The sequence below is a fragment of the Streptomyces sp. NPDC090106 genome (assembly GCF_044747265.1).
Lineage (GTDB): Bacteria > Actinomycetota > Actinomycetes > Streptomycetales > Streptomycetaceae > Streptomyces.
This window is the reverse complement of record NZ_JBIVDS010000001.1, coordinates 910,173-935,292: the sequence shown is the minus strand read 5'-3', so window position 1 is coordinate 935,292 and position 25,120 is coordinate 910,173. Positions and strand designations below refer to the sequence as shown.

The following is a 25,120-nucleotide window of genomic DNA, read 5'->3' as shown; positions in this document are numbered from 1 at the left end:
GCCTCTCGAGGGGGGTGGGGCGTGCAGACGAGAAGCGTGCTGGAGGGAGGCGTGTGGCGTGGAGGGCGGATGACGCAGTCGGAATGTGACGGGGTGCACAGTTCGCGAGGTTCGGGGCCCGGGGCCCGAGGCGCGGGGTCAGTCGTCGTGCGGCTGCTGCGGGGACGGGATGCCCGCCGCCGGGCCCGCCGCGGCGATCCGGCGCAGCACGTCCGGCCGCATGATCAGCATCGCGCGCCGGCCCGTGGCGACCGCGCCCTTGTCCCGCAGCTCCTTCAGGAGGCGCTGCACCATCTCGCGCGAGGCGCCCACCGAGCCCGCCAGCTCCTGCTTGCTCAGCGGGACGGCGAGTTCGATGCCCTGCGGGGTCAGCCGGCCGTGGGTGCGGGCCAGGTCCAGGAGCAGGACGGCGAACCGTTCGCGCACGCTCATCGACGCGAACTCCAGCCGGCGCCGGTCGGCCGCGCGGGTGCGGTCCACGGTGAGGCCGAGCAGGGCGAAGGACGCCGCGGGGGAGCCGTGCAGAAAGCCCCGGAACCGCTCGCGGTCGACGGCCACCGCGCTGACCTGTTCCAACGCCGTCACCGTCGCTCCGCGTGGCCGGCCCGTGAGCGCCGCCGACTCGCCGACGACGTCGCCGGGGCCGCGCAGGGCGAGCAGTGCCTCGTAGCCGCTGGCGGCGGCCGCGGTGACCTTGGTCCAGCCGCGGATCAGGAAGAGGACGTGCGCGGACGGCTCCTCCTGGCGGAGCAGGACCGTGCGCGGCGGGAAGTCCAGGCCGCGGCCGAGCGCCAGGAGCGTCGAGCGGTCCTCGCTCTCCAGCCGTGCCAGGAACGGCACCCGGTCGTCCAGCCCACCGTCGTCCGGCGAGTACGCCGGCGTCCACGTCGTCATGCCCGATCCCCCCGAATCCCGCGGATCCCGTTCACGGAACCCGCGCTGAAGACGGGTCAACGTACTGAACGCCCAAGATCGCGTGGGGCGGAAGAGCGCGAATCGGCCAATGGCGGAGGAACGGGTCCTCTTGACAGCCGAGCGTCCGGCGTGTCGGGGTGCGCTCCATTTGTTTTGACCGAAGTCCGTGAGGTAGGTACGCTCAGACCTTGTGCCTGGGGTGTGCCCTGGCTCGCGTGCGTGTCCTCAACCGCACCGGGAGCCGTGAGCGGCCACCGCGATCCGTGCTCCTCTCGCCTTCGTGGCGGAAGTGCGCCGGGTCCGACACACCCGACCGCGTGGGTCGGCGAATGTTCCAGGTTAGCTTCACCATTCGGCACACAGAAACCGGAGAAGTAGTGCCTACGATCCAGCAGCTGGTCCGTAAGGGCCGGCAGGACAAGGTCGAGAAGAACAAGACGCCCGCACTCGAGGGTTCCCCTCAGCGCCGTGGCGTCTGCACGCGTGTGTTCACGACCACCCCGAAGAAGCCGAACTCGGCCCTGCGTAAGGTCGCGCGTGTGCGTCTGACCAGCGGGATCGAGGTCACCGCTTACATTCCGGGTGAGGGACACAACCTGCAGGAGCACTCCATCGTGCTCGTGCGCGGCGGCCGTGTGAAGGACCTGCCCGGTGTTCGCTACAAGATCATCCGCGGTTCGCTTGACACCCAGGGTGTCAAGAACCGCAAGCAGGCCCGCAGCCGCTACGGCGCCAAGAAGGAGAAGTAGAAATGCCTCGTAAGGGCCCCGCCCCGAAGCGCCCGGTCATCATCGACCCGGTCTACGGTTCTCCTCTGGTGACCTCCCTCATCAACAAGGTGCTGCTGAACGGCAAGCGCTCCACCGCCGAGCGCATCGTCTACGGCGCCATGGAGGGTCTGCGCGAGAAGACCAGCAACGACCCGGTCATCACGCTGAAGCGCGCGCTGGAGAACATCAAGCCGACCCTCGAGGTCAAGTCCCGCCGAGTCGGCGGTGCGACGTACCAGGTTCCGATCGAGGTCAAGCCCGGTCGCGCCAACACGCTCGCGCTGCGCTGGCTGGTCGGTTACTCCCGCGCCCGTCGCGAGAAGACCATGACCGAGCGGCTGCTCAACGAGCTTCTCGACGCCTCCAACGGCCTGGGTGCCGCTGTGAAGAAGCGCGAGGACACGCACAAGATGGCCGAGTCCAACAAGGCCTTCGCGCACTACCGCTGGTAGTCGCTACCCCCATCGAGACCGAGAGAAGACCGAAGCCTTATGGCTACCACTTCACTTGACCTGGCCAAGGTCCGCAACATCGGGATCATGGCCCACATCGACGCGGGCAAGACGACCACCACCGAGCGGATCCTCTTCTACACCGGCGTCAGCTACAAGATCGGTGAGGTCCACGACGGCGCCGCCACCATGGACTGGATGGAGCAGGAGCAGGAGCGTGGCATCACGATCACCTCTGCTGCCACCACCTGTCACTGGCCCCTCGAGGACAACGACTACACGATCAACATCATCGACACCCCGGGTCACGTGGACTTCACGGTCGAGGTGGAGCGTTCGCTCCGCGTCCTCGACGGTGCCGTCACCGTGTTCGACGGTGTCGCCGGTGTGGAGCCGCAGTCCGAGACGGTGTGGCGTCAGGCCGACCGCTACGGCGTGCCGCGCATCTGCTTCGTGAACAAGCTCGACCGCACCGGCGCCGAGTTCCACCGCTGCGTGGACATGATCAAGGACCGGCTCGGTGCCGTTCCGATCATCATGCAGCTGCCGATCGGTGCCGAGCTGGACTTCAAGGGCGTTGTGGACCTGGTCCGCATGAAGGCGCTCGTGTGGTCCGCCGAGGCCGCCAAGGGCGAGATGTACGACGTCGTCGACATCCCGGCCACGCACGTCGAGGCTGCCGAGGAGTACCGCGGCAAGCTGGTCGAGACCGTCGCCGAGAACGACGACGAGATCATGGAGCTGTTCCTGGAGGGCCAGGAGCCCACCGAGGAGCAGCTGTACGCCGCGATCCGTCGCATCACCATCGCGTCCGGCAAGTCCGACGGCGTCACGGTCACCCCCGTGTTCTGCGGCACCGCGTTCAAGAACAAGGGCGTCCAGCCCCTGCTCGACGCGGTCGTGCGCTACCTGCCGACCCCCCTGGACGTCGAGGCCATCGAGGGCCACGACGTCAAGGACCCCGAGGTCGTCGTCAAGCGCAAGCCGTCCGACGAGGAGCCCCTCTCGGCGCTGGCGTTCAAGATCATGAGCGACCCGCACCTCGGCAAGCTCACCTTCGTCCGGATCTACTCCGGTCGCCTGGAGTCCGGCACCGCGGTGCTGAACTCCGTCAAGGGCAAGAAGGAGCGCATCGGCAAGATCTACCGCATGCACGCGAACAAGCGTGAGGAGATCGAGTCGGTGGGCGCCGGTGACATCGTCGCCGTCATGGGCCTGAAGCAGACCACCACCGGTGAGACGCTGTCCGACGACAAGCAGCCGGTGATCCTGGAGTCCATGGACTTCCCGGCGCCGGTCATCCAGGTCGCCATCGAGCCCAAGTCGAAGGGCGACCAGGAGAAGCTGGGCGTCGCGATCCAGCGCCTCGCCGAGGAGGACCCGTCGTTCCAGGTCCACTCGGACGAGGAGACGGGCCAGACCATCATCGGCGGTATGGGCGAGCTGCACCTCGAGGTGCTGGTCGACCGTATGCGCCGTGAGTTCAAGGTCGAGGCCAACGTCGGCAAGCCGCAGGTCGCCTACCGTGAGACGATCCGCAAGGGCGTCGAGCGTCTCGACTACACGCACAAGAAGCAGACCGGTGGTACCGGTCAGTTCGCCAAGGTGCAGATCGCGATCGAGCCGATCGAGGGCGGCGACGCCTCGTACGAGTTCGTGAACAAGGTCACCGGTGGTCGTATCCCGAAGGAGTACATCCCTTCGGTCGACGCCGGTGCGCAGGAGGCCATGCAGTTCGGCATCCTGGCCGGCTACGAGATGACGGGCGTCCGCGTCATTCTTCTCGACGGTGGCTACCACGAGGTCGACTCCTCCGAGCTCGCGTTCAAGATCGCCGGTTCGCAGGCCTTCAAGGAGGCCGCGCGCAAGGCGTCCCCCGTGCTCCTCGAACCGATGATGGCCGTCGAGGTCACCACGCCCGAGGACTACATGGGTGAGGTCATCGGCGACATCAACTCCCGCCGTGGTCAGATCCAGGCCATGGAGGAGCGGGCGGGTGCCCGCGTCGTGAAGGGCCTCGTGCCCCTCTCGGAGATGTTCGGCTACGTCGGCGACCTGCGCAGCAAGACGTCCGGCCGTGCCAGCTACTCCATGCAGTTCGACTCCTACGCCGAGGTTCCCCGGAACGTCGCCGAGGAGATCATCGCGAAGGCCAAGGGCGAGTAACACACACCGTTTACACGCTTTAGGCTTGACACCGACCGCCGGGGATCGCCCGGCACGGGAGAACCCCGGCGGGCGGCATCCCAGCAAAGATCACCTGGCGCCGATGAGTAAGGCGTACCAGAACCACTCCACAGGAGGACCCAGTGGCGAAGGCGAAGTTCGAGCGGACTAAGCCCCACGTCAACATCGGCACCATCGGTCACATCGACCACGGTAAGACGACCCTCACGGCCGCCATTACCAAGGTGCTGCACGACGCGTACCCGGACCTGAACGAGGCCTCGGCCTTCGACCAGATCGACAAGGCTCCCGAGGAGCGCCAGCGCGGTATCACGATCTCGATCGCGCACGTCGAGTACCAGACCGAGACGCGTCACTACGCCCACGTCGACTGCCCCGGTCACGCGGACTACATCAAGAACATGATCACGGGTGCCGCGCAGATGGACGGCGCGATCCTCGTGGTGGCCGCCACCGACGGCCCGATGCCGCAGACCAAGGAGCACGTGCTCCTGGCCCGCCAGGTCGGCGTTCCCTACATCGTCGTCGCCCTGAACAAGGCCGACATGGTGGACGACGAGGAGATCCTGGAGCTCGTCGAGCTTGAGGTCCGTGAGCTCCTCTCCGAGTACGAGTTCCCGGGCGACGACCTGCCGGTCGTCAAGGTCTCGGCGCTCAAGGCGCTCGAGGGCGACAAGGAGTGGGGCCAGACGGTCCTCGACCTCATGTCCGCCGTCGACGAGTCCATCCCGACCCCCGAGCGTGACGTCGACAAGCCGTTCCTCATGCCCGTCGAGGACGTCTTCACGATCACCGGTCGCGGTACGGTCGTCACCGGCCGTATCGAGCGTGGTGTCCTGAAGGTCAACGAGACCGTTGACATCATCGGCATCAAGCAGGAGAAGACCACCACCACGGTCACCGGCATCGAGATGTTCCGCAAGCTGCTCGACGAGGGCCAGGCCGGTGAGAACGTCGGTCTGCTCCTCCGTGGCATCAAGCGCGAGGACGTCGAGCGCGGCCAGGTCATCATCAAGCCCGGTTCGGTCACGCCGCACACCGAGTTCGAGGCCCAGGCCTACATCCTGTCCAAGGACGAGGGTGGCCGCCACACGCCGTTCTTCAACAACTACCGTCCGCAGTTCTACTTCCGTACGACGGACGTGACCGGCGTCGTGACCCTCCCCGAGGGCACCGAGATGGTCATGCCGGGTGACAACACCGAGATGAAGGTGGAGCTCATCCAGCCCGTCGCCATGGAAGAGGGCCTGAAGTTCGCCATCCGTGAGGGTGGTCGTACGGTGGGCGCCGGCCAGGTCACCAAGATCAACAAGTGATCTTCGCCCGCAAGGGCTGACCGGTAGGTCTCTGAAGAGGCCCGCACGACTTCGGTCGTGCGGGCCTCTTCGCGTGTCCGTGGGTCTCTTCGCGTTCCCGTGGCCGCTTCGGCTGCCCCGACTGCCGTGCAAGATCGCGGAGTTGAGTAGGCTGCTGCCCTTTCCTGCACCGCGTCACCGCGTCACCGCGTCACCGCGGCACGCGGCACGCGGCACCACTTCATCCATGAGGTACGTATGAGATCTGGCAGACCGACGGCTGTCGTGGCCGGACTGGCGGGAGTGCTCGCGCTCACCGTGGTCAACGCCCCGGCGGCCCAGGCCAAGGACACCGGGATCACGGTGTCGAACATCGTCGTCAACGGCGGTGAGCCGATCGTGGTCGGCACGACCAAGGAGGTCGAGCCGCCCTTCAGCTTCAGCTTCACGCTGCCCTCCGGCTACAGCACGAGCGATCCGTCCCGGTACGACGCCTACCCCTTCCTCTACCGGGGCGACATCGGCACGGCGACCGACACCGGGGAGAACTTCATCAGCCCGGGCTCGTACACCTGCTACGAGCAGAGCTCCAAGAAGGCCGACTGCGAGGGGAATCTGTACATCGATCCCCACCCGAGCCAGGAGCACGTCGACTCCAACGCCGACGCCACCACCTGGAAGATCGGCGTCGCGCTGCGTCTGTTCAAGGCCAGCGGCGGTCTCGTGGCCGAGGAGTACGAGAAGCGCTCCGCGACCGTCCAGCTCAAGCGGGCGTCCAAGCTCACGGCGAACGCGTCCCCCGAGCCGGTCACCAAGGGCAAGAAGATCACCGTCACGGGCAAGCTGACCCGGGCGAACTGGAGCACCAAGAAGTACGACGGCTACGGCGGCCGTACCGTCCGGCTCCAGTTCCGCGAGAAGGGCACCTCGACGTACAAGACCGTCAAGACGGTCACGTCGAGCAGCACCGGCGCGGTCAAGTCGACGGTCACCGTGTCCGTCGACGGCTACTGGCGCTGGCTGTACAACGGCAACACGACGACCGGGGCCACCAAGAGCGCGGTGGACTACGTCGACGTGAGCTGAGACGAGCTGAGCTGACGAGGAGGGGCCGGCTCCGGGGGAGGGGCCGGCCCCTTTCTGATTGACCTTTCCCCCGAACGCCTGTCCAGGTAAGTTCGCGCGTGCATACGGGTGTTGGCGTTGCGTGCGTGACGGGGGTTGCGGGTATGGCGGGGCATCGGCCGACGGACTGGTACGTCCTGGATCTGGAGAAGGATCCGACGCCGGGTGATCCGGACCGGGTGAAGCGGCTGGCCAAGACGCTGCACGACTTCGCCGACGACGTCTCGGACGCTTTGCGTCTGGTCAAGGGGATGGCGGGCGAGGACACCCTGCTGGAGTGGGCGGGGAAGTCTGCTGAGGTCTTCAAGGACGAGTTCGGGGATGTTCCGAAGAACCTCAAGAAGCTCAAGAAATCGTACGAGTTGTGCGGGGATGCTCTTGCGGACTTCTGGCCGAAGCTGGAGCGTGCGCAGGCGCTGGCGGATCGTGCTCTGGTGAAGGGGCGGGAAGCGCAGAGCGACCTGTCCTCTGCCAACTCCCGCCTCTCCTCAGCCGATTCATGGGTCACCCGTGCCAACAAGGAAGCGGACAAGTACAAGGACGATCCGACGGGCAGTAAGTCGGGTGGTGACAAGCCGGACGAGGGGAAGGTCCGTGCGGCGACCCGGGATGCCCAGCACGCGAAGTCGGCGCAGACCACGGCCCAGTCGGATGTCGACAACGCGCAGGACGCGTTGGACGCGGCGAAGAAGATGGCTGCGGATGCGCGGAAGATGCGTGAGGACGCGGCGCGGGACGCGAAGTCGAAGATCGACGAGGCGTCGGATGCGGGGATTCAGAACCGGGCGTGGTGGGAGGAGGTCGGTGACTGGTTCACCGACAACTGGGACACCATTGTGGCGGTCTGCAAGATAGTGGTGGCGGTCGTCGGGATCGTCGCGATGATCATCGGCGGTCCGATCCTGGGCGCGATCGTGCTGATCGCGGCGCTGATCGTCCTCGCCGACACGCTCTACAAATATTCGAAAGGGCAAGCCTCCCTGTGGGATGTGGGGTTGGCGGCCCTGGACTGTATTCCCGGGATGAAGGGCCTGACGACCCTGGGCGGGCTCGCGAAGGGCCTCAAGGGCGGTCTGGCCGCGATGAAGGGGATGCGGGGCGGTCTCAAGGGCATGAGCCTGGCTCTGCGCGGGCTCGGCAAGAACGCCCGTACCGCCCTCGCGGACGGCGCCAAGGGCGCCTACAACCGGCTCAAGAGCAAGGTCAAGGGCTGTGGCGACCCGGTGGACGTCGCCACCGGGCAGATGTTCCTCACGGAGACCGACATCTCGCTGCCGGGAACCCTGCCGCTGGCCTTCACACGCCGTGTCGCCTCCGGCTACCGCACCGGCTGGTGGTTCGGGCCCACCTGGTCCTCCACCCTCGACCAGCGGCTCGAAATCGGCGCTGACGACGACATCGTCCTCGTCACCGAGGACGGCATGCTCCTCCTCTACCGGTCGCCGAGCCCGGACGGGGCGCCGTCGCTGCCGGAGAGCGGACCCCGGATGCCGCTCTTCCGCCACCCGGACGGCACCTACCGGATCGACGATCCGAGCACCGGCCTCACCCGGCGGTTCGCCCCCTGCCCGGACGGCACGGCGCACCTCAGGGCCATCACCGACCGCAACGGCAACTCCGTAACCTTCGACTACGACCCGGCGGGCACCCCGCTCGCCATCCGCCACTCGGGCGGCTACCACCTCAGGATCACCACCGACGACGGCCGTGTCACCGCACTGAGCCTGGCCGGGGCGGACGAGGACGGCTCGGATCTCGTCGTCAAGCGCTACGGCTACACCGACGGCAACCTCACCGAGGTGGTCAACTCCTCCGGCCTGGCCCTGTCCCTCACCTACGACGAGCGGCTGCGCGTCACCTCGTGGACCGACCGGAACCGGGTCAGGTACGCCTACACCTACGACGACCAGGACCGCTGTGTGTCCCAGGGCGGCGACGCCGGACACGTCACCGGAACGTTCACGTACGACGGGACCTCCGACGACTGGCCCGGCTGCGCGGTCACCACCCACACCAGGGCGGACGGTGCCGTCACCCGGTTCGTCGTCAACGAGAACACCCAGGTCGTCGCCGAGACCGACGCCGTCGGCACCACCACCCGCGCCCACTACGACGCGCACCATCACCTCCTGTCCCGCACGGACGGCCTGGGCGCCACCACCGCCTACGAGAACGACGGCATCGGCAGGCCCACCCGCGTCGAGCTGCCCGACGGCGGCGTGGTCACCGTGGCGTACGACGACCCGTCGGGGCAGCCGACACGGGTCACCCTGCCGAACGGGACCTCCTGGGAACACCGCTACGACGAGCGCGGCAACCGGCTCTCCTCCACCGCGCCGGACGGCGCCCTGACCCGGTTCGCGTACGACGACCACGGCGGGCTCGCCGCGGTCACCGACCCGCTGGGCGCCACGACGCTCGTGCGCTGCACCCCGGCCGGACTGCGGACGGAGACCGTCAGCGCCCTGGGCGACCGGTCGAACCGGACCTACGACCCCTTCGGCCGGCTCCACAGCGTCACCGACGCGCTGGGCCACACCACCAGACTGTGGTGGACGGTCGAAGGCCGGATGTCCCGGGTCCTCGGCCCGGAGAACGCGCAGGAGACCTGGACCTACGACGGCGAGGGCAACTGCGCCTCCCACACGGGCCCGGGAGGCGCCGTCACGGCCTTCGAGTACGGCCCCTTCGACCTGCTGACGGCGCAGACGGCCCCGGACGGCGGCCGGCACGAGTTCGCGTACGACGCCTCCCTGCGCCTCACCCGGGTGACCAACCCGCTCGGCCTGGACTGGCGGTACACGTACGACGCGGCCGGCGCCCTCGTCGCCGAGACCGACTTCGACGGACGCCGCACGGTCTACGAACGCGACGCGAACAGGCGCCCGGTGCGGAAGGTGAACCCCGCCGGCCAGATCGTCGACTTCTCCTACGACGCCCTGGGACGACCCGCCTCCAAGACGGTCGACGGCGTGCTCACCACGTACACCCACGACGCCATGGGCCGCCTGGTGCACGCCGCCGGCCCGGACGGCGAACTCCGCCTGGAGCGCGACCCGATGGGGCGCGTCGTCGCGGAGCGGTCCGGCGGCCGGACCCTCACCTCCGCCTACGACGCCGCGGGCCGACGCGTCGAGCGGACCACCCCGTCCGGGGCGCGGGCCCGGTACACCTACGACGAGGTCGGGCGGACGACCCGCCTGGACACCTCGGGCCACAGCATCGACTTCACGCATGACGCGGTGGGCCAGGAGACCGGGCGGCTCGTCGACGGCTCCCTACGCCACGACCAGGTCTGGGACGGCGGCGGGCGCCCCGTGGAGCAGCGCTGGGAGGGCACGGGCGGCCAGATCCTGAGCCGGGCGTACACCTATCGCGCCGATCACCATCTGGTGCGGCTCGCCGACGCCGTCGACGGCCTGACGCATCTCGACGTCGACGCCATGGGCCGGGTCCTCGGTGTCGACGGCGGCGGGGGAACGGAGTCGTACACCTATGACGCGGCCGGGCAGATCACGTCCGCCGCGTGGTCCGACCGCCGTGGCGCACAGGACGCGGTGGGGGAGCGGAGCCGTACCGGAACCCGTCTGGACCGGGCCGGCGCCGTGCACTACTCCCACGACGCGGCCGGACGCGTCACCGAACGGCGCAGGACCCGGCTGTCCCGCAAGCCCGATGTGTGGCGCTACGCCTGGGACGCCGAGGACCGGCTGACGTCCCTGGTCACACCGGACGGCGCGGTGTGGCGGTACCTCTACGACCCGCTGGGGCGACGGCTCGCCAAGGAGCGGCTGGGCGAGGACGGGGTCACGGTCGCCGAACGGACCGACTTCGTCTGGGACGGGCCGGTCCTGGCCGAGCAGACCGCCGTCGCCACCGGACTGCCGCACCCGGTCACGCTCACCTGGGACCACGACGGAACGCGGCCCGTCGCCCAGACGGAGCGGCTGACGGACGGTGCGACCCGGCAGGAGATCGACTCCCGGTTCTTCGCGATCGTCAGCGACCTGGTGGGAACGCCCACCGAACTCCTCGATCCCCAGGGCACCGTGGCCTGGCGGGCACGGCGGACGACCTGGGGCGCCACGGCCTGGCCCAGACGGAGCCAGGCCTACACGCCGCTGCGGTTCCCGGGCCAGTACCAGGACCCCGAGTCCGGGCTGCACTACAACTACCACCGCCACTACGACCCCGAGACCGCGCGCTACACCTCCCTCGACCCGCTCGGCCTCGCGCCCGCCCCTGACCCCTACGGATACGTCACCAATCCGTTCCGGCAGATCGACCCGCTCGGGCTCATGGCCTGCGACGAGGACACCGTGGTCCTCTACCACGGCTCCCAGAACTGGACCGGTGACGCCTTCTCCCTCGGGCACTCCGACGATCTGCAACGGGCCTACACGCCCGACACCGGGGTCTACCTGACGGACGACTTCAGCCGCGCGGCGACCCAGTACGCGACCCCGGGGGGAACTGTCGTCCGCGTCGAGGTACCGAAGTCCTTCGCGGACTCGGTGTACCGGGAGCACAGCGGCCCGGCCGGCAACGCCCCGGAGTACCTGGTCAACACCCAGGAGGGCATCGACATACTGAACGCCGGGTCCCCGAAGGTGCTGCCGCAACGGGACGCGATCATTGCGCACATGATGGGCCAGTTCTAGGGGCCCGTCCCCCTCTCCCCTTCCGTCACCAGGTCGAACCGATGAGGCTGAGCGAGATGCCCGAGCAGATCACCCCCGTTCCGCAGGACACGCTGGCGCGTGCCGTCTTCGGCCCGCTGGGGGGAGTGGTGGAGGTCGGAGCCGTGAACGCGACCGGGACCTGGGATCTCACCGAGGTCTCCATGGGCGCGTTCCTGACCCGAAGGCAGGACAGCCTGCGGCAGCTCTTCGAGGGCATCCGCTCGGTCTGCGGCTTCGGCGAGCCCGCCATGGCCGTCGCCGACGAACTGGGCCGGTTCCGCGATCACGAGGTGCCCGCGGCGTTCCTGCTGCTCTGGTCCGCGGGTGTCACGGGGGTGCCGCAGCCCCTGGAGCGGCTGGAGGAGCCGCCGACGGTACGGCGTATGTGCCGTATGGCGGCCGACCTCCAGCTGACGAACTTCCTGCACGCGACGGTCACGGCCGCCCTCGTCGCGGGCACGGACGCCCACCGCGGCGCACCCCTGGTCGCCGAGGTCCTCCGCCTGGCCTCGGACCTCGCCGACCCCGCGGGCGGGAGTGCGCCGCGGGACGTCTTCCGCATTTGGCGCGTCTCCCACCTGCCCGCCCTGCTCCGCCCGGAATCGAGCGCCCCGGAGAGCGGCAAGGCGGGCTTCCGCGCGTACGACGAGGCACTGGAGAGGGCGCTCGTCGAGGACTGACCTTTTGCCCGAACGCCTGTCCAGGTAAGTTCGCGCGTGCATACGGGTGTTGGTGTTGCGTGCGTGACGGGGGTTGCGGGTATGGCGGGGCATCGGCCGACGGACTGGTACGTCCTGGATCTGGAGAAGGATCCGACGCCGGGTGATCCGGACCGGGTGAAGCGGCTGGCGAAGACGCTGCACGACTTCGCGGACGATGTCTCTGATGCTTTGCGTCTGGTGAAGGGGATGGCGGGCGAGGACACCCTGCTGGAGTGGGCGGGGAAGTCTGCTGAGGTGTTCAAGGAGGAGTTCGGGGGTGTCCCGAAGAACCTCAAGAAGCTGAAGAAGTCGTACGAGTTGTGCGGGGACGCGCTCGCTGATTTCTGGCCGAAGCTGGAGCGTGCGCAGGCGCTGGCGGATCGTGCTCTGGTGAAGGGGCGGGAAGCGCAGAGCGACCTGTCCTCTGCCAACTCCCGCCTCTCCTCGGCTGATTCGTGGGTCACCCGCGCCAACAAGGAAGCGGACAAGTACAAGGACGATCCGACGGGCAGCAAGTCGGGTGGTGACAAGCCGGACGAGGGGAAGGTCCGTGCGGCGACCCGGGATGCCCAGCATGCCAAGTCGGCGCAGACGACGGCCCAGTCGGACGTGGACAGTGCGCAGGACGCTCTGGACGCGGCGAAGAAGATGGCTGCGGATGCGCGGAAGATGCGTGAGGACGCGGCGCGGGACGCGAAGTCGAAGATCGACGAGGCGTCGGATGCGGGTATTCAGAACCGGGCGTGGTGGGAGGAGGTCGGTGACTGGTTCACCGACAACTGGGACACCATTGTGGCGGTCTGCAAGATCGTCGTGGCCGTGGTCGGGATTGTCGCGATGATCATCGGTGGTCCGATCCTGGGTGCGATCGTGCTGATCGCGGCGCTGATCGTGCTCGCCGACACCCTCTACAAATATTCGAAGGGCCAGGCCTCCCTGTGGGATGTGGGGTTGGCGGCCCTGGACTGCATACCGGGCATGAAGGGGCTCACCACCCTGGGCGGGCTGGCCAAAGGGCTCAAGACCTTCGGCAAGGTGGGGCTCAAGGGCATGGCCATGGGGGTCAAGGGGCTGGGAAGGTCGCTCCGAGGCGGTGGCAACCTGGTCAACCGGGCCAAGGCGCTCGCGGGGCGTTGCCCGGGTGGTGACCCCATCGACATGGTCAGCGGCGAGATGCTGATGTACGACACGGATGTCGAGCTGCCAGGAGTCCTGACCCTGGCGCTGAAGCGCACTCACCTCTCCACCTACCGCGAAGGTCGGTGGTTCGGGCGCTCCTGGGCGTCCACCTTGGACGAGAGGGTCGAACTCGACGACCAGGGTGTGCTGTTCGCCGCCGAGGACAGCATGGTGCTCGCCTATCCCGTGCCACGGCCCGGCGAGACGACGATGCCGCTCGAAGGCCCCCGCTGGCCATTGGAGTGGGACGGGCCCGAGCACGGCACTCTGCGCATCCATGACCCGGCGCTCGGCGTCACCCGGCACTTCGCCGTCGTCCCGGAGCCGCTGCCGGACATGCCGTACACGCTGGCGCTGTCCGCGCTGACGGACCGCAACGACAACCGCGTCGACTTCGACCGTGCCGCCGACGGTGCCCCGACCGCGGTCCGGCACTCCGGTGGCTATCACGTCGAGGTCGAGACGGCGGACAGCCGAGTGATCAGCCTCTGCCTGCGAGACGGTGCTGCCGAGAACGGGACGACGACCGTCGCGCGTTACGGGTACTCCGCCGACATCGACCGGAACCTCACCGAGATCCACAACTCGTCCGGACTTCCCTTGCGGCTCGCGTACGACGACCGGGCACGCGTCGTCTCCTGGACGGACCGCAACGACAGCTGGTACCGGTTCGCCTACGACGACGAAGACCGGTGCGTGACGGGGCGGGGCGCGGACGGATTCCTGGACTGCGTCATCGCCTACGAGCCCGATCGGCGCCGCACGACGTACACCAACTCGTTGGGGCACCCCACTCGGTACGAGTACAACGAGCTCCTGCAACTCGTCCGGGTGACCGATGCCCTGCAACGGCAGGAGGCCCTGGAATGGGACCGCTATGGCCGCCTGCTCAAGCAGACCGATCCGGTGGGGCGGGAGACGGCGTACACGTATGACGCGTCGGGCAACGTCACCTCGATCATCGGGCCCGATGGTCGCCGTGCCACCGCCGAGTACAACCAGTGGCATCTGCCCGTCGTGACCGTCGGCGGTGACGGCGCCGTGCGGACCTACACCTACGACGGGCGGGGAAACCGTACGTCCGTGGTGGAGCCACAGGGTGCCGAGACCCGTTTCGGCTACGGCCACGGAGGGGCTCTCACCTCCATCACGGACCCGCTGGGCGCGACCACGTCCATCGTGCCCGACCCCGCCGGCCTGCCCCTGAGAGTCACGAACACCGCCGGTGCGTCCGTCACTTATACCCGCGACGCGTTCGGCCGTACCGACACCGTGACCGATCCGCTCGGCGGCGTCACCCGGATCGCCTGGACGCCGGAGGGCAGGAGACGGGAACGGGTGGCGGCCGACGGCAGCGTGGAGTCCTGGCGCTGGGACGGTGAGGGGAACCTCCTCGCGTACACCGACGCCGCAGGAGGGACGACCACCTCGACGTACACCCACTTCGACCGTCTGACGAGCCGGACCGGCCCCGCGGGCGCGACGCTCCGCTTCGCCCACGACACCGAGCTCCGGCTCACCGTCGTCACCGGCGCCCATGGGCTCACCTGGGACTACGCCTATGACGCGGCGGGCCAGCTGGTCGCGGAAGAGGACTTCGACGGGCGCTCGCTCACCTATGTCCACGACGAGGTCGGCCGGCTGGTCAGGCAGACCAACGGTGCCGGTGAGGTGATCGAGTACCTGCGTGACGTGGTGGGCAACGTCGTCGAGAAGCGTGCCGGGGACTCGACCACGGTGTTCCAGTACGACACCGCCGGGCTTCTGCGGGAGGCGTTGTCGCCCGGTGTCCGTCTCACCCTCGAACACGACGAGTACGGCCGGATCACTGAGGAGACGGTCAACGGGCGCACCAGTAGCTTCCGTTACGACCTCGCCGGGCGGCGCACGACGCGTGTCACACCGTCCGGAGCCCTCAGCGACTGGTCCTACACCCCGGACGGGCTGCCGCGTGAACTGGTGGCCTTCGACCACGCCCTGCACTTCGGGTACGACGCCGCCGGCCGGGAGACGGAGATCCGGCTGGGTGAGGGCCTGTCGGTGCACCAGACGTGGGACGCGATGCACCGTATGCGCCGACAGACGGTGGTCGGCGCGGCGGTCACCGGCTCGGGGGCGACGCCCGTCGACCGCCGGTACCAGCACGGTTCGGCCGGTCCCGTGGCGGTGTCCGACGCCGAGGGCGGCAGCACGCGTTACACGCTCGACGCGGCGGGCCGGGCCACCGGGGTCAGGGCCGAGGGATGGACCGAGGGGTACGCCTACGACGCCGGAGGACGGCTGACCGCTTCTCACGGGGAGTCCGCGGACGGGACGGAGGAGCGTTACAAGTACACGGGCGCACGGCTGACGAGGGCCGGACGGACCCGCTACGAGTACGACGCCCAGGGCCGGGTGATCCGGCGGACGAGGCGGACGCTCTCGGGCCGGCGAAGCACCTGGACGTACACCTGGAACGCCGAGGACAGGCTGACGGCTCTCGTCACGCCGGACGGGACGGACTGGCGCTACACGTACGACCCCCTGGGACGCAGGGTGTCCAAGGGACGCCTGGATCCTGACGGAGAAGTCGTCGAAGCCGTGTTCTTCGTCTGGGACGGCAGCCGGCTGGCGGAGGAAATCCACGACCGCGGACCCGGCGACCGGTCCAGCGTCACCTGGGAGTACTCGCCCGACAGCCATCGACCGGTGGCGCAGAGCGCGCGTGAGTGGCTCCGTGACGCTCCGCAGGACGAGGTGGATCGGAGATTCCGGCTCATCGTGAGCGATCTCGTGGGAACCCCACGCGAGCTGCTCTCCCCGGAGGGGGAGCCGACCTGGCGCAACCGGTCGAACCTGTGGGGCGAACCCTGGGAAGGCGAGACCGCCGGCGTATCGGCGGAGAATTGTGGTCTCCGTTTCCCGGGGCAGTATTTCGATGCGGAGAGCGAACTCCACTACAATTACTTCCGCTATTACGACCCTTATACCTCCCGGTATATCTCACCTGACCCGCTGGGGCTCGCTGCCGGACCTGACCACTATGCCTATGTGGTCAATCCGTTGGTGTGGTCCGACCCTCTGGGTCTCCAGACCTGTGCCACCTTCAAGGGGCTCGCCTGGATGACCGACAAAATGTTGAAGCGCCCCTCGTTCCGGTACCAGCGTGTTGTGTCGGGAACGGACTACGAGCAGATCTGGAAGCTCTCCGACGGTCGGGCCGTGCACGTGGACGGCGGCCCCACGATCGGCTGGATCATGGAGGCGAAGTTCACCGGGGGGCGGGAGAGCGAGTGGGCCAAGTCCGCGTACAACCCGGAGAGCTCTCTCTACAACGAGCAGAAGATCACCGATCAGGCTGCCAAACTCCTGAAACTGAACGAAGAAATCGGCGGCAAGGGCGTTCGCTATGCCATTTCCAATGAAGCGGGCGCGGCTCATTTCCGGGATGTGCTGAGCACTCATTTCCCGGAGGCGATGGAAAATGGTACGCTGTCGGTCTTTCACGTGCCCGGCAATGGTATGAGTGGAATGAGTAAATGGTTGACGTAAGCGCGGAACTGGGTCGGCTTGCCGAACTCGACGAACTCGCCGGGCCCGCGGCGGCGGAGATCCTCGAGGCCGCAGGATGGTCGGGTGAGCGTCGCAATCCGGCGAAGGAATGGGCGACGACGTGGCGTCGCGACGACGCTCACGCCTGGATCCAGGGCGACGGGCCCCCGGTACAGGTCGAGTTCACGCTCTGGTACCGCGAGGTCGAGGACGAGTGGCCCGACCCGGACACCTACATCGACGATCTCCACGCCGAGGCATCCGCCGAACTCCCCGCTCTCGTAGCCCAGTTGGAGTCCGGAAGCCTTGCCGCCCGACTGGAGCCCGCCGCCGACGAGGACCTGACCGACGGAGCGGACTACATCGACCACACCGCCTGGCGGCTGTCGGGCAAGGTGCTCCTGGCCGGGGTGAAGCATGACGACACCGAGGCGCCGGTGCAACTGGTCGTCGTGGTGCGCGAGGACGGTACGGGCGCGGACGACGACGAGGGGGAGTGGCTCTGACGGGAACGGATCCCGCGACCGGCGACCTGTGCGCCGCCACCCTGGCGGACGACCTCAAGGCGGCCGGTCGGCAGCTCCGTCATTCGGCTGAAAAGACGTGTTGGGAGCGCTACCCTGTGTGACGCGTGAAGCCGGCGGGGGGCCACATGGGGCTGTTCGGAGAACGCCAGGCGTTTCTGGAGAAGCTGGGCCGGGCCGATCGTCAGTCCTTGATGGACCTGGGCCTGCGGCGCGAGTACCAGCCACAGCAGGAACTTCTGGGTGAGGGCGCGGTCAGCACCTTCGTGCTCGTCATCCTCAGCGGCTGGTGCACGGTGTGGCGGGCCACCGAGCGTGGGCGGCACATCCTCGCCCTGCGTCAGGCCGGTGAACTGGTCGGCGAGATGGCGGCTCTGGACGGACGTCCGCGCAGTGCCTCGGTGAGCGCGCTCGACACGGTTCAGGCGCTCGCCGTGCCCGGCGACCGCTTCCGGCACTTCATGGCGGCTCGCCCTTTCGTGACCGGTCTGGTGATGGCGCAGCTCACCGAACGGCTGCGCAGCGCGGACGACCAGCGCAGCTCCCTGGCCTCGGCCACCGTCCTCGAACGGCTCGCCGCCTGCCTGGTGGAGCTCGCGGACCGCACGGGCCGTGAGGAGAGCGGGGCGGTCGTGATCCGACTGCCCTTGTCCCAGCACGAGATCGCGGCCGCGATCGGCGCGACCCGCGAGGCGGTCGCCAAAGCGCTGCGGCCGCTCCGTGAGCAGGGCCTGGTGCACACCGGACCGAAAGTCATCGCCATCGCCGACCTGGAGCCCCTGAGGCTGCTCGGCGGAACCGGTGCCGCGCACGGTGCGGCGGACCCGGCTTCGCCCGACGGCAGGAAGCGGCGACCAGCGGGCTGAACCGCGGGCGCTGCGTGTGTAAACGGCTACAGCGCGGCCCGCGGTGCGACGGGAGAGTGAGCGCAGGGCGCTCGGTACCGGAGGGGAACCGGGCCGGGCCGGAGACAGGGGAGCACAGCGATGCACGGCGGGACACAGTACGGATTCATCATCAACCTGGACACGCAGGATTCGGGCACGGTCCCCGACCCGGACCGTCCGGAGCTGCGCGAGCGCCTCTACCAGATGGTCGAGGACGCCTTCGGCGAAGCGGGCATCACCGCCGCCCGGCTCGCCCAGGAGGACCGCGGTGACGGCATCCTCGCCGTGGTGGAGCCGCGCAGCCCCGCGACGATCGTGGGCGAGTGGACCGAGTACCTCCATCAGAACCTGCGCCGGCTCAACCGAGGGCTGAGCCGGCCGCTACGGCTGCGGGCCGGGCTGGACGTGGGGCCGTTCACCCCTGACATCCATGGCTTCTCCGGCGCCGCGGTCGATCTGGCATGCCGGATCGGCAACTGCGGCGAGGCCAAGTCCGTCCTCGCCGCCGTACCGGACGCGCCGCTGCTGGTCGCCGTCACCGATCGGCTCTACCAGGACGTCGTCCGGCACGGCGGGCGATGGATCGAGCCGGCGCACTACCAGGAGTACCGGGTCCGGCTCAAGGAGGGCGAGCGGCAGGCATGGTTCACGATCCCGGGCCTCGGCGCGCCGCCCCCCGCCCCGGGAGAGGACGGCGCTGTCCCGCCCCGGAAGGATCCCGCCGCCCCGACACCCCGACGGCGGGACGAGCAGGGTGGCTTCCACTTCGGGAGCGTCACCGCCCGGGACTCCGCACAGGTGTTGCAGGGCCAGTTCGGGGACATCACCATCGACCACCGCCGCGGCGGTGCCGGCTCCGGGGGGCGGTCATGAGCAGCACCGACACGGACGACCGACAGGAGCAGGCGGACCAAGGGCAAGGACACGCACAACAAGGGCACGCACAGCAAGGGGGCGCGGAGAACGGGCAGAGGCGGTCCGGCAGCCCGCAGAGGCAGCGCGACGACGGAGACCGGGACGCGGCCGGCGCGGGGGAGGAAGAGATCCTGGGCGACCCCGACTCGGATCCCTCGGACAAGGAGGGCGGACGGGCAGCCGCGGGACCGGGCGCCGCCCACTTCGCCAGGGAGACCCGGTCGGTCTTCCTCAGGGATGCCAGCACCTACGTCGGTGGCACCATCAACTCGGTCAACTTCCGGTTCGGCGACACCGGCCGAGCGTCCCTGCTCGCGGGACCGCTGCCCGACGACGAACTGTCCCGCTTACGGCGGCGGTTCACCGCTCCGCCGAACTACGAGGACTGCAAACGACAACTGAGCGAGGACCACCTGCTGGTGCTTCGCGGGCAGCCCGGCAGCGGACGCATGTACACCGCCCTGTCGTTGCTCGACGACCTGGGCCGGGGCGAGGTGTCCCGGCTGGACCCGGGCTCCGACCTCACCACTTTGGACTCCGACGAAGAGGACGGCCGTATCGTCCGGGGCCACGGCTACGCGCTGGAACCGGCCGACGGCCAACTGCTCGCCGAGCTCCACCTGGACAGGCTCTCCCGTCTGCTGGCCGACCGCGGTGCCTACGTGGTCCTGCTGTCCGTACCCGAGCCGGGCGCCCGCGGAGTGACGCAGGCCCGCTACTACCGCTCACACACGCCAGCCGCAGAGGACGCCGTGCTCCAGAGCCATCTGGCCGTGGAACTCGACGGCGGTCCGTCCGGCTCCAGGGAGGCGGCCCGGCGGCTGGCGGGCGGCGGCCGGGTGCGCGAGGCGCTGGGTCTGGAGGTGCTGCTGCCCGCCGAGGCCGCCCGGCTCGCGGGCCTCGTCGCACAGTGCGTCACCGGGGAGCTGACCGAGGAGGAACTGCTGGCGGAGTGCCGTGGTTTCGCCGCGGAACAGGTGCGCGAGTGGTTCGGTGGAGGTCCCGCGGCGGAGACGTTGCCCCTGCTGCGGAACGCGGCGTTCCGGATTTCGCTGGCGGTGTTCGGCGGCAGTTCGCTCAACGTCGCCGCCGAAGCCGCGGAACTGCTGGCCTGGGAGCTGGCGGTGACGGTCGCACCCGAGCAGGTGCCCGGGCGTCCTGTGCTCAGCGACGGCCTGGAGGCCCGGCTCGCCCTGTCCCGCGCCACGACCGTGATGCGCAGGCAGCCGGTGGTGGCGGGTGCCGCCATCCCGGTGCGTACCGTTCGTCTTCTCGGCTCCGCCCTGGCGTCGGCTGTCCTGGTGCACCTGTGGGAGTACCACCACAACATGCGGGGGCCTGTGCTGCGCTGGCTGGACTCGCTCTGTCATGACCGGCGCGAGGACGTGTGGACCAGGGCCGCGGTGGCGGCCGGCGAACTGTGCCGGCTGGACTGTGCCCACACCCTGGGGGAACTGCTCGTCCCGATGGCCGAGGCCAATCAAGCCCGCCGAGGCCTGTTCGTCGCCACCGCCCTCCAGGGCGTGATGGAGGATCCCGAGGTCGGCGACGCCCTCCGTTCGCTGGTCAAGAAGTGGAGCACCAGCGAGCAGGGCAATCTCCGATGGACGGCCGCCGCCGTGCTCAGCCGGGGAACCGCGACCCGGACCGTGGGCGAGGCGCTGAACAGGCTCGGCCGGATCGGAACCTGGAAGGACGGCCGGCTGCGCACCGTGGCCGCCGAGAGCGTCGCTCACCTCGCGGGATTCAGCACCGACCGTGAGCCGTTGGCCAGGATCAGGGCCTGGCTGGGTGACAGCAGGCGCCAGCATCAGAACCTCGGCCTGGCCAGCACCCTGCTCCTGGCCGAACTGGTCGTGGAGGACGTCTGGAACCCCGCGGAGGAACTGGGCGGGCGCGAGCAGTGGCCGCTGGCCCTGGCGATCTGCGCGACCCGTCCGCACCTTGCCGCCGAGGTCGCCGGACTGTTGTGGACCGCGCTCAACACCAGCCGCTCCTACCAGGTCGCGCTCGACATCCTGGCGAAGTGGCTGCGCACGTGCCGGGGCAAGGCGTGGGAGGCCGATCTCGGTCGCTTCCTGCCGCTGCTGGTGATGACCGAGGACGACCGGCAGCGGATGTTCTCCCTGATCCGTGAACTGTCCAAGGACCCCGACGAACCGTTGGAACAGGAGCACGCTCACCGCCTGCTGCAGGCGGTCCAGGCAGGAGGAGCCCGATGAGCCAGAACACCCACCGGGGGCCAGGCAACGAGCCCGGGGCGTCCGACATGGAACTTCCGGACGACCTGCGCGGCCCGTTCCTGTTCGAGTACGTCCCGGAAGGCTCGTACCAGCACGTGGGCCTTCAGCGCGCGGCCGTGGTGCACTACCGCAACGGCGGCCACAGCATCATCACCGCGCAGCGCGCGCAGCACACGGACCGGCCGCGGTTCAGCAGGCAGCCCGCCTCGGTCTGTCTCATCGCCCGCGGACGGCACCAGGCGTCCTTCGAGATGCAGCTGCCCTGCCGCGGCGACCAGGGCAGCTTCACCTGCGCGGTGGATGTCCACTGGGAGGTCCAGGACTTCTTCCTGGCGGCGGAGAAGCGCGTGGTGGACGTCGAGAAGATGCTGCGGGCGCCGCTGCTGGCACGGTTGCGGGTGCTGACCCGGCGCTACGGACTCGACGCCGCCCAGCAGGCCGACGAGGCGATCCAGGCGGAGCTGGCGGGCGGGAGCTGGGCGTCCCTCGGCGCCGACCTCGGACTGAGCACCGTGGTCTACGTCCGTGTCGACCTGGGCCGGGCCGCGGCGGACCACCGCACGGCCCTCCTGGACGTCCAGCACACCGCGATCGTGCAGTCGGCGAAGGACCAGGCGGACGCGGCCCGCGTACAGGCCAACCTGTCCACAGCACGCGAGCTCATCGCCGCGGGGGAGGCCGGCCAGTACGCGCATCTGCTCGCGCAGGACCCGACACGGGCGGCGGAGATCCTGCGGGAGCTTCAGAGCCAGGCGAGGGAGCAGCGGCAGGGTGCGCTGGAATACCTGTCGCGACTGATCGAACAGGGAGTGGTGCAGCGCCATCAGGTCGAGGGACAGGTGCAGCGGCTCATCGACTACGCCAGATCGACCGGCGGAGCACTGTTCGACAGTGGTCTGCCCCAGCCGCCCACGACGCTTGAGATCCAGCCCGGCGCCGGCGATCACGCCCCCGATCCGCAGACCACCACGACCTGGTACCCGACGGCGTCGGATCTGCCACCGCAGCCCCCCGCGCCGCCGTACCAGGCACCGGAGACGCCGCCCGCACCTCCCGAGACTCCACCCGCGCCCCCCGTCCCGCCCGCGGCACCGGAGCCGCGGACACCGGACGCCCCGCAGCCCGCGGTCGTCGACGGAAAGATCAACTACGTCCGGCAGGGACGCCGTCGGCCGAGGCCCGGATCCGACGACGGCAGACACTGAGCGGCACCGCGTGTACCCCTTGGTGACGTGGGGTACAGTCATCCGCTCCGATTGGCCAGTCACCTGCCCCATATGGCAGACTAGCGGGGTTGCTCGGTCGAGTGTTGATGCTGCGCGCCTCCCGCCGGGAGGACCGGAAGCGAGTCCCACAGTACTCGTCGCCCTAACTGCCTCACGGCAGCGCTGGGGCGGACGTACGGGAATCTTCCGGGAAGTGTCAGTGCGGCACAGACCAGGCACCCGGTGGGCCTCTCGCCCTCGGCCTGCGGTTCCGGAAGGGCCGCGTTCCCAGACAAGGGATGCTCGGACAAGGGGCATCTGTGTCAGTGAGAGCGCGACACACCCGACCGCGTGGGTCGGGGAGCGGACCACGGGAACACCGGGTTCCAGAGCGTTAAACGAGACAAAGGACTACTGAGTAGCCATGGCGGGACAGAAGATCCGCATCCGGCTCAAGGCCTACGACCACGAGGTCATCGACTCCTCGGCGAAGAAGATCGTCGAGACGGTGACCCGCACTGGTGCGTCGGTCGCGGGCCCGGTGCCGCTGCCCACTGAGAAGAACGTGTACTGCGTCATCAAGTCGCCGCACAAGTACAAGGACTCGCGCGAGCACTTCGAGATGCGCACGCACAAGCGCCTGATCGACATTCTCGACCCGACGCCCAAGACCGTTGACTCTCTGATGCGACTCGACCTTCCGGCCGGTGTCGACATCGAGATCAAGCTCTAGGGATCGGTGATCTGAGAATGGCTAAGCAGATCAAGGGCATCCTGGGCGAGAAGCTCGGCATGACGCAGGTGTGGGACGAGAACAACCGCGTTGTTCCGGTCACCGTCGTCAAGGCCGGCCCCAATGTCGTCACCCAGGTCCGCACGAACGACGTCGACGGCTACGAGTCCGTCCAGATCGCGTTCGGCGAGATCGACCCGCGCAAGGTGAACAAGCCCCTCAAGGGCCACTTCGCCAAGGCCGACGTCACCCCCCGTCGCCACCTCGTCGAGATCCGTACGGCTGACGCCTCCGAGTACACGCTCGGCCAGGAAGTCACCGCCGAGGTCTTCGAGGCGGGCGTCAAGGTCGACGTGACCGGCAAGAGCAAGGGCAAGGGCTTCGCCGGTGTCATGAAGCGTCACAACTTCAAGGGCCTCGGCGCCGGTCACGGCACCCAGCGCAAGCACCGCTCGCCGGGCTCGATCGGTGGCTGCGCCACCCCGGGTCGCGTGTTCAAGGGCCTCCGCATGGCGGGTCGCATGGGCAACGAGCGCGTCACCACCCAGAACCTGACCGTCCACGCCGTTGACGCGGAGAAGGGTCTGCTGCTCATCAAGGGCGCCGTCCCCGGTCCGAACGGCGGCCTCGTCCTGGTCCGCACCGCGGCCAAGGGGGCCTGAGGTACCGATGAGCACTGTTGACATCCTTTCGCCTGCCGGCGAGAAGACCGGAAGCGTCGAACTCCCCGCGGAGATCTTCGGCGTGGAGAAGGTCAGCATCCCGCTGATCCACCAGGTCGTCGTCGCGCAGAACGCGGCTGCCCGTCAGGGCACGCACAAGACCAAGACCCGTGGCGAAGTCCGTGGTGGTGGCAAGAAGCCTTACCGCCAGAAGGGCACCGGCCGCGCCCGTCAGGGCTCGACCCGCGCGCCGCAGTTCGCCGGCGGTGGCGTCGTCCACGGCCCGCAGCCGCGCGACTACTCGCAGCGCACCCCGAAGAAGATGAAGGCCGCGGCCCTGCGCCACGCCCTCACCGACCGGGCGCGCGCGAACCGCATCCACGTCGTCACCGGCGTGATCGAGGGCGAGGCTCCTTCCACGAAGGCCGCCAAGACGCTGTTCGGCAAGATCTCGGAGCGCAAGAACCTGCTCCTGGTCGTCGAGCGTGCCGACGAGGCCGCGTGGCTGTCCGCCCGCAACCTGCCCCAGGTCCACATCCTGGAGCCGGGCCAGCTGAACACGTACGACGTGATCGTCTCGGACGACGTGGTCTTCACCCAGGCCGCTCTCGAGTCCTTCGTCGCCGGCCCGAAGGCCAACGACACCGAAGGGACTGAGGTCTGATGGCCATCCGTCACCCCGCCATTGCCTCCAAGGCTGCGAAGAAGGCGAAGGCCGCGCGCGTCGCCAAGGCCCGCCGTCACGCCGCCGAGGGCAAGAACACCGTCGTCACCGCGCCCAGCAAGGCGTACACGGACCACCGTGACGTCCTGCTGAAGCCGGTCGTGTCGGAGAAGAGCTACGCGCTCCTGGACGAGAACAAGTACACGTTCATCGTCGACCCGAACGCCAACAAGACCCAGATCAAGCAGGCCGTCCAGGCGGTCTTCTCGGTCAAGGTCACCGGGGTCAACACGCTCAACCGCCAGGGCAAGCGCAAGCGCACCAAGACCGGTTTCGGTCAGCGCGCGGGCTCCAAGCGCGCGATCGTGACCCTCGCCGAGGGCGACCGTATCGACATCTTCGGCGGTCCGACCGCGTAAGCGGGTCGGATCGTCCGATATCGGACGAGGA

Annotated in this window: 18 protein-coding genes; 17 read left to right on the top strand and 1 reads right to left on the bottom strand. The window is 68.8% G+C overall.

What is annotated here, in order from left to right; genetic code table 11:
- Positions 1–138: 138 nt before the first annotated feature.
- On the bottom strand, positions 139–894 hold the full coding sequence (locus ACIPSE_RS04130; RefSeq protein WP_401657144.1) for a Crp/Fnr family transcriptional regulator: 756 nt from the start codon (positions 892–894) through the stop codon (positions 139–141).
- A 398-nt stretch (positions 895–1,292) separates the two neighbouring features.
- On the opposite strand from ACIPSE_RS04130, the gene rpsL reads away from it, so the two are divergent.
- From rpsL to rplW, 17 genes are all read left to right on the top strand, one after another.
- Positions 1,293–1,664 (top strand): 30S ribosomal protein S12, encoded by a 372-nt coding sequence (gene rpsL, locus ACIPSE_RS04125; RefSeq protein WP_003948652.1) that lies wholly within the window; start codon positions 1,293–1,295, stop codon positions 1,662–1,664.
- Positions 1,665–1,666: 2 nt separating this feature from the next.
- Positions 1,667–2,137: a 30S ribosomal protein S7 gene (gene rpsG, locus ACIPSE_RS04120; RefSeq protein WP_005481264.1), complete on the top strand. Its 471-nt coding sequence runs from the start codon at positions 1,667–1,669 to the stop codon at positions 2,135–2,137.
- A gap of 39 nt (positions 2,138–2,176) precedes the next feature.
- The gene (gene fusA / locus ACIPSE_RS04115; protein ID WP_401657142.1) at positions 2,177–4,303 is read left to right on the top strand and encodes an elongation factor G; all 2,127 of its coding nucleotides are present in this window, start codon (positions 2,177–2,179) and stop codon (positions 4,301–4,303) included.
- Between the two features lie 143 nt (positions 4,304–4,446).
- Complete coding sequence (tuf, locus tag ACIPSE_RS04110) at positions 4,447–5,640, top strand: elongation factor Tu (RefSeq protein WP_353689747.1); 1,194 nt, start codon at positions 4,447–4,449, stop codon at positions 5,638–5,640.
- Between the two features lie 237 nt (positions 5,641–5,877).
- On the top strand, positions 5,878–6,705 hold the full coding sequence (locus tag ACIPSE_RS04105) for a hypothetical protein (RefSeq protein WP_401657140.1): 828 nt from the start codon (positions 5,878–5,880) through the stop codon (positions 6,703–6,705).
- Between the two features lie 143 nt (positions 6,706–6,848).
- Positions 6,849–11,405 carry a DUF6531 domain-containing protein gene (locus ACIPSE_RS04100; RefSeq protein WP_401657138.1) on the top strand — a complete coding sequence of 1,519 codons (4,557 nt, stop codon included), beginning with the start codon at positions 6,849–6,851 and terminating at the stop codon, positions 11,403–11,405.
- A gap of 56 nt (positions 11,406–11,461) precedes the next feature.
- Positions 11,462–12,106, top strand: coding sequence for a hypothetical protein (locus tag ACIPSE_RS04095; protein ID WP_401657136.1), 645 nt, complete (start codon positions 11,462–11,464; stop codon positions 12,104–12,106).
- A gap of 81 nt (positions 12,107–12,187) precedes the next feature.
- Positions 12,188–16,837, top strand: a complete 4,650-nt coding sequence (locus ACIPSE_RS04090; RefSeq protein WP_401657134.1) for an RHS repeat-associated core domain-containing protein — start codon at positions 12,188–12,190, stop codon at positions 16,835–16,837.
- Entirely contained in the window at positions 16,825–17,343 is a 519-nt protein-coding gene (locus ACIPSE_RS04085) for a hypothetical protein (RefSeq protein ID WP_401657132.1), read from the top strand. The genes ACIPSE_RS04090 and ACIPSE_RS04085 overlap by 13 nt, the downstream gene beginning before the upstream one ends.
- Before the next feature lie 146 nt (positions 17,344–17,489).
- Positions 17,490–18,227, top strand: coding sequence for a Crp/Fnr family transcriptional regulator (locus ACIPSE_RS04080; RefSeq protein ID WP_401657130.1), 738 nt, complete (start codon positions 17,490–17,492; stop codon positions 18,225–18,227).
- A gap of 120 nt (positions 18,228–18,347) precedes the next feature.
- A complete protein-coding gene (locus ACIPSE_RS04075; RefSeq protein WP_401657128.1) occupies positions 18,348–19,121 on the top strand; it encodes a hypothetical protein in 774 nt (257 codons plus the stop codon).
- On the top strand, positions 19,118–21,385 hold the full coding sequence (locus ACIPSE_RS04070) for a hypothetical protein (protein WP_401657126.1): 2,268 nt from the start codon (positions 19,118–19,120) through the stop codon (positions 21,383–21,385). Before ACIPSE_RS04075 ends, ACIPSE_RS04070 begins: the two co-directional genes overlap by 4 nt.
- On the top strand, positions 21,382–22,611 hold the full coding sequence (locus ACIPSE_RS04065; RefSeq protein ID WP_401657124.1) for a hypothetical protein: 1,230 nt from the start codon (positions 21,382–21,384) through the stop codon (positions 22,609–22,611). The genes ACIPSE_RS04070 and ACIPSE_RS04065 overlap by 4 nt, the downstream gene beginning before the upstream one ends.
- 424 nt (positions 22,612–23,035) lie before the next feature.
- Entirely contained in the window at positions 23,036–23,344 is a 309-nt protein-coding gene (rpsJ, locus tag ACIPSE_RS04060) for a 30S ribosomal protein S10 (RefSeq protein ID WP_003948644.1), read from the top strand.
- Positions 23,345–23,361: 17 nt separating this feature from the next.
- Entirely contained in the window at positions 23,362–24,006 is a 645-nt protein-coding gene (rplC, locus tag ACIPSE_RS04055; protein ID WP_062706771.1) for a 50S ribosomal protein L3, read from the top strand.
- 7 nt (positions 24,007–24,013) lie between these two features.
- Positions 24,014–24,670, top strand: a complete 657-nt coding sequence (rplD, locus tag ACIPSE_RS04050; protein WP_401657122.1) for a 50S ribosomal protein L4 — start codon at positions 24,014–24,016, stop codon at positions 24,668–24,670.
- The gene (gene rplW, locus ACIPSE_RS04045) at positions 24,670–25,089 is read left to right on the top strand and encodes a 50S ribosomal protein L23 (protein ID WP_401657120.1); all 420 of its coding nucleotides are present in this window, start codon (positions 24,670–24,672) and stop codon (positions 25,087–25,089) included. The genes rplD and rplW overlap by 1 nt, the downstream gene beginning before the upstream one ends.
- The last annotated feature ends 31 nt before the right edge of the window (positions 25,090–25,120 follow it).

What these genes read in the sequence shown, in the direction of transcription:
- fusA (WP_401657142.1), top strand. Translation starts at nt 2,177, where the DNA reads ATGGCTACCACTTCACTTGACCTGGCCAAGGTCCGCAACATCGGGATC.
- ACIPSE_RS04100 (WP_401657138.1), top strand. Translation starts at nt 6,849, where the DNA reads ATGGCGGGGCATCGGCCGACGGACTGGTACGTCCTGGATCTGGAGAAG.
- ACIPSE_RS04065 (WP_401657124.1), top strand. Translation starts at nt 21,382, where the DNA reads ATGAGCCAGAACACCCACCGGGGGCCAGGCAACGAGCCCGGGGCGTCC.
- ACIPSE_RS04085 (WP_401657132.1), top strand. Translation starts at nt 16,825, where the DNA reads ATGGTTGACGTAAGCGCGGAACTGGGTCGGCTTGCCGAACTCGACGAA.
- ACIPSE_RS04070 (WP_401657126.1), top strand. Translation starts at nt 19,118, where the DNA reads ATGAGCAGCACCGACACGGACGACCGACAGGAGCAGGCGGACCAAGGG.
- rpsG (WP_005481264.1), top strand. Translation starts at nt 1,667, where the DNA reads ATGCCTCGTAAGGGCCCCGCCCCGAAGCGCCCGGTCATCATCGACCCG.
- ACIPSE_RS04095 (WP_401657136.1), top strand. Translation starts at nt 11,462, where the DNA reads ATGCCCGAGCAGATCACCCCCGTTCCGCAGGACACGCTGGCGCGTGCC.
- ACIPSE_RS04105 (WP_401657140.1), top strand. Translation starts at nt 5,878, where the DNA reads ATGAGATCTGGCAGACCGACGGCTGTCGTGGCCGGACTGGCGGGAGTG.
- ACIPSE_RS04090 (WP_401657134.1), top strand. Translation starts at nt 12,188, where the DNA reads ATGGCGGGGCATCGGCCGACGGACTGGTACGTCCTGGATCTGGAGAAG.
- rplC (WP_062706771.1), top strand. Translation starts at nt 23,362, where the DNA reads ATGGCTAAGCAGATCAAGGGCATCCTGGGCGAGAAGCTCGGCATGACG.
- rplD (WP_401657122.1), top strand. Translation starts at nt 24,014, where the DNA reads ATGAGCACTGTTGACATCCTTTCGCCTGCCGGCGAGAAGACCGGAAGC.
- rpsJ (WP_003948644.1), top strand. Translation starts at nt 23,036, where the DNA reads ATGGCGGGACAGAAGATCCGCATCCGGCTCAAGGCCTACGACCACGAG.
- ACIPSE_RS04075 (WP_401657128.1), top strand. Translation starts at nt 18,348, where the DNA reads ATGCACGGCGGGACACAGTACGGATTCATCATCAACCTGGACACGCAG.
- rplW (WP_401657120.1), top strand. Translation starts at nt 24,670, where the DNA reads ATGGCCATCCGTCACCCCGCCATTGCCTCCAAGGCTGCGAAGAAGGCG.
- ACIPSE_RS04130 (WP_401657144.1), bottom strand. Translation starts at nt 894, where the DNA reads ATGACGACGTGGACGCCGGCGTACTCGCCGGACGACGGTGGGCTGGAC.
- ACIPSE_RS04080 (WP_401657130.1), top strand. Translation starts at nt 17,490, where the DNA reads ATGGGGCTGTTCGGAGAACGCCAGGCGTTTCTGGAGAAGCTGGGCCGG.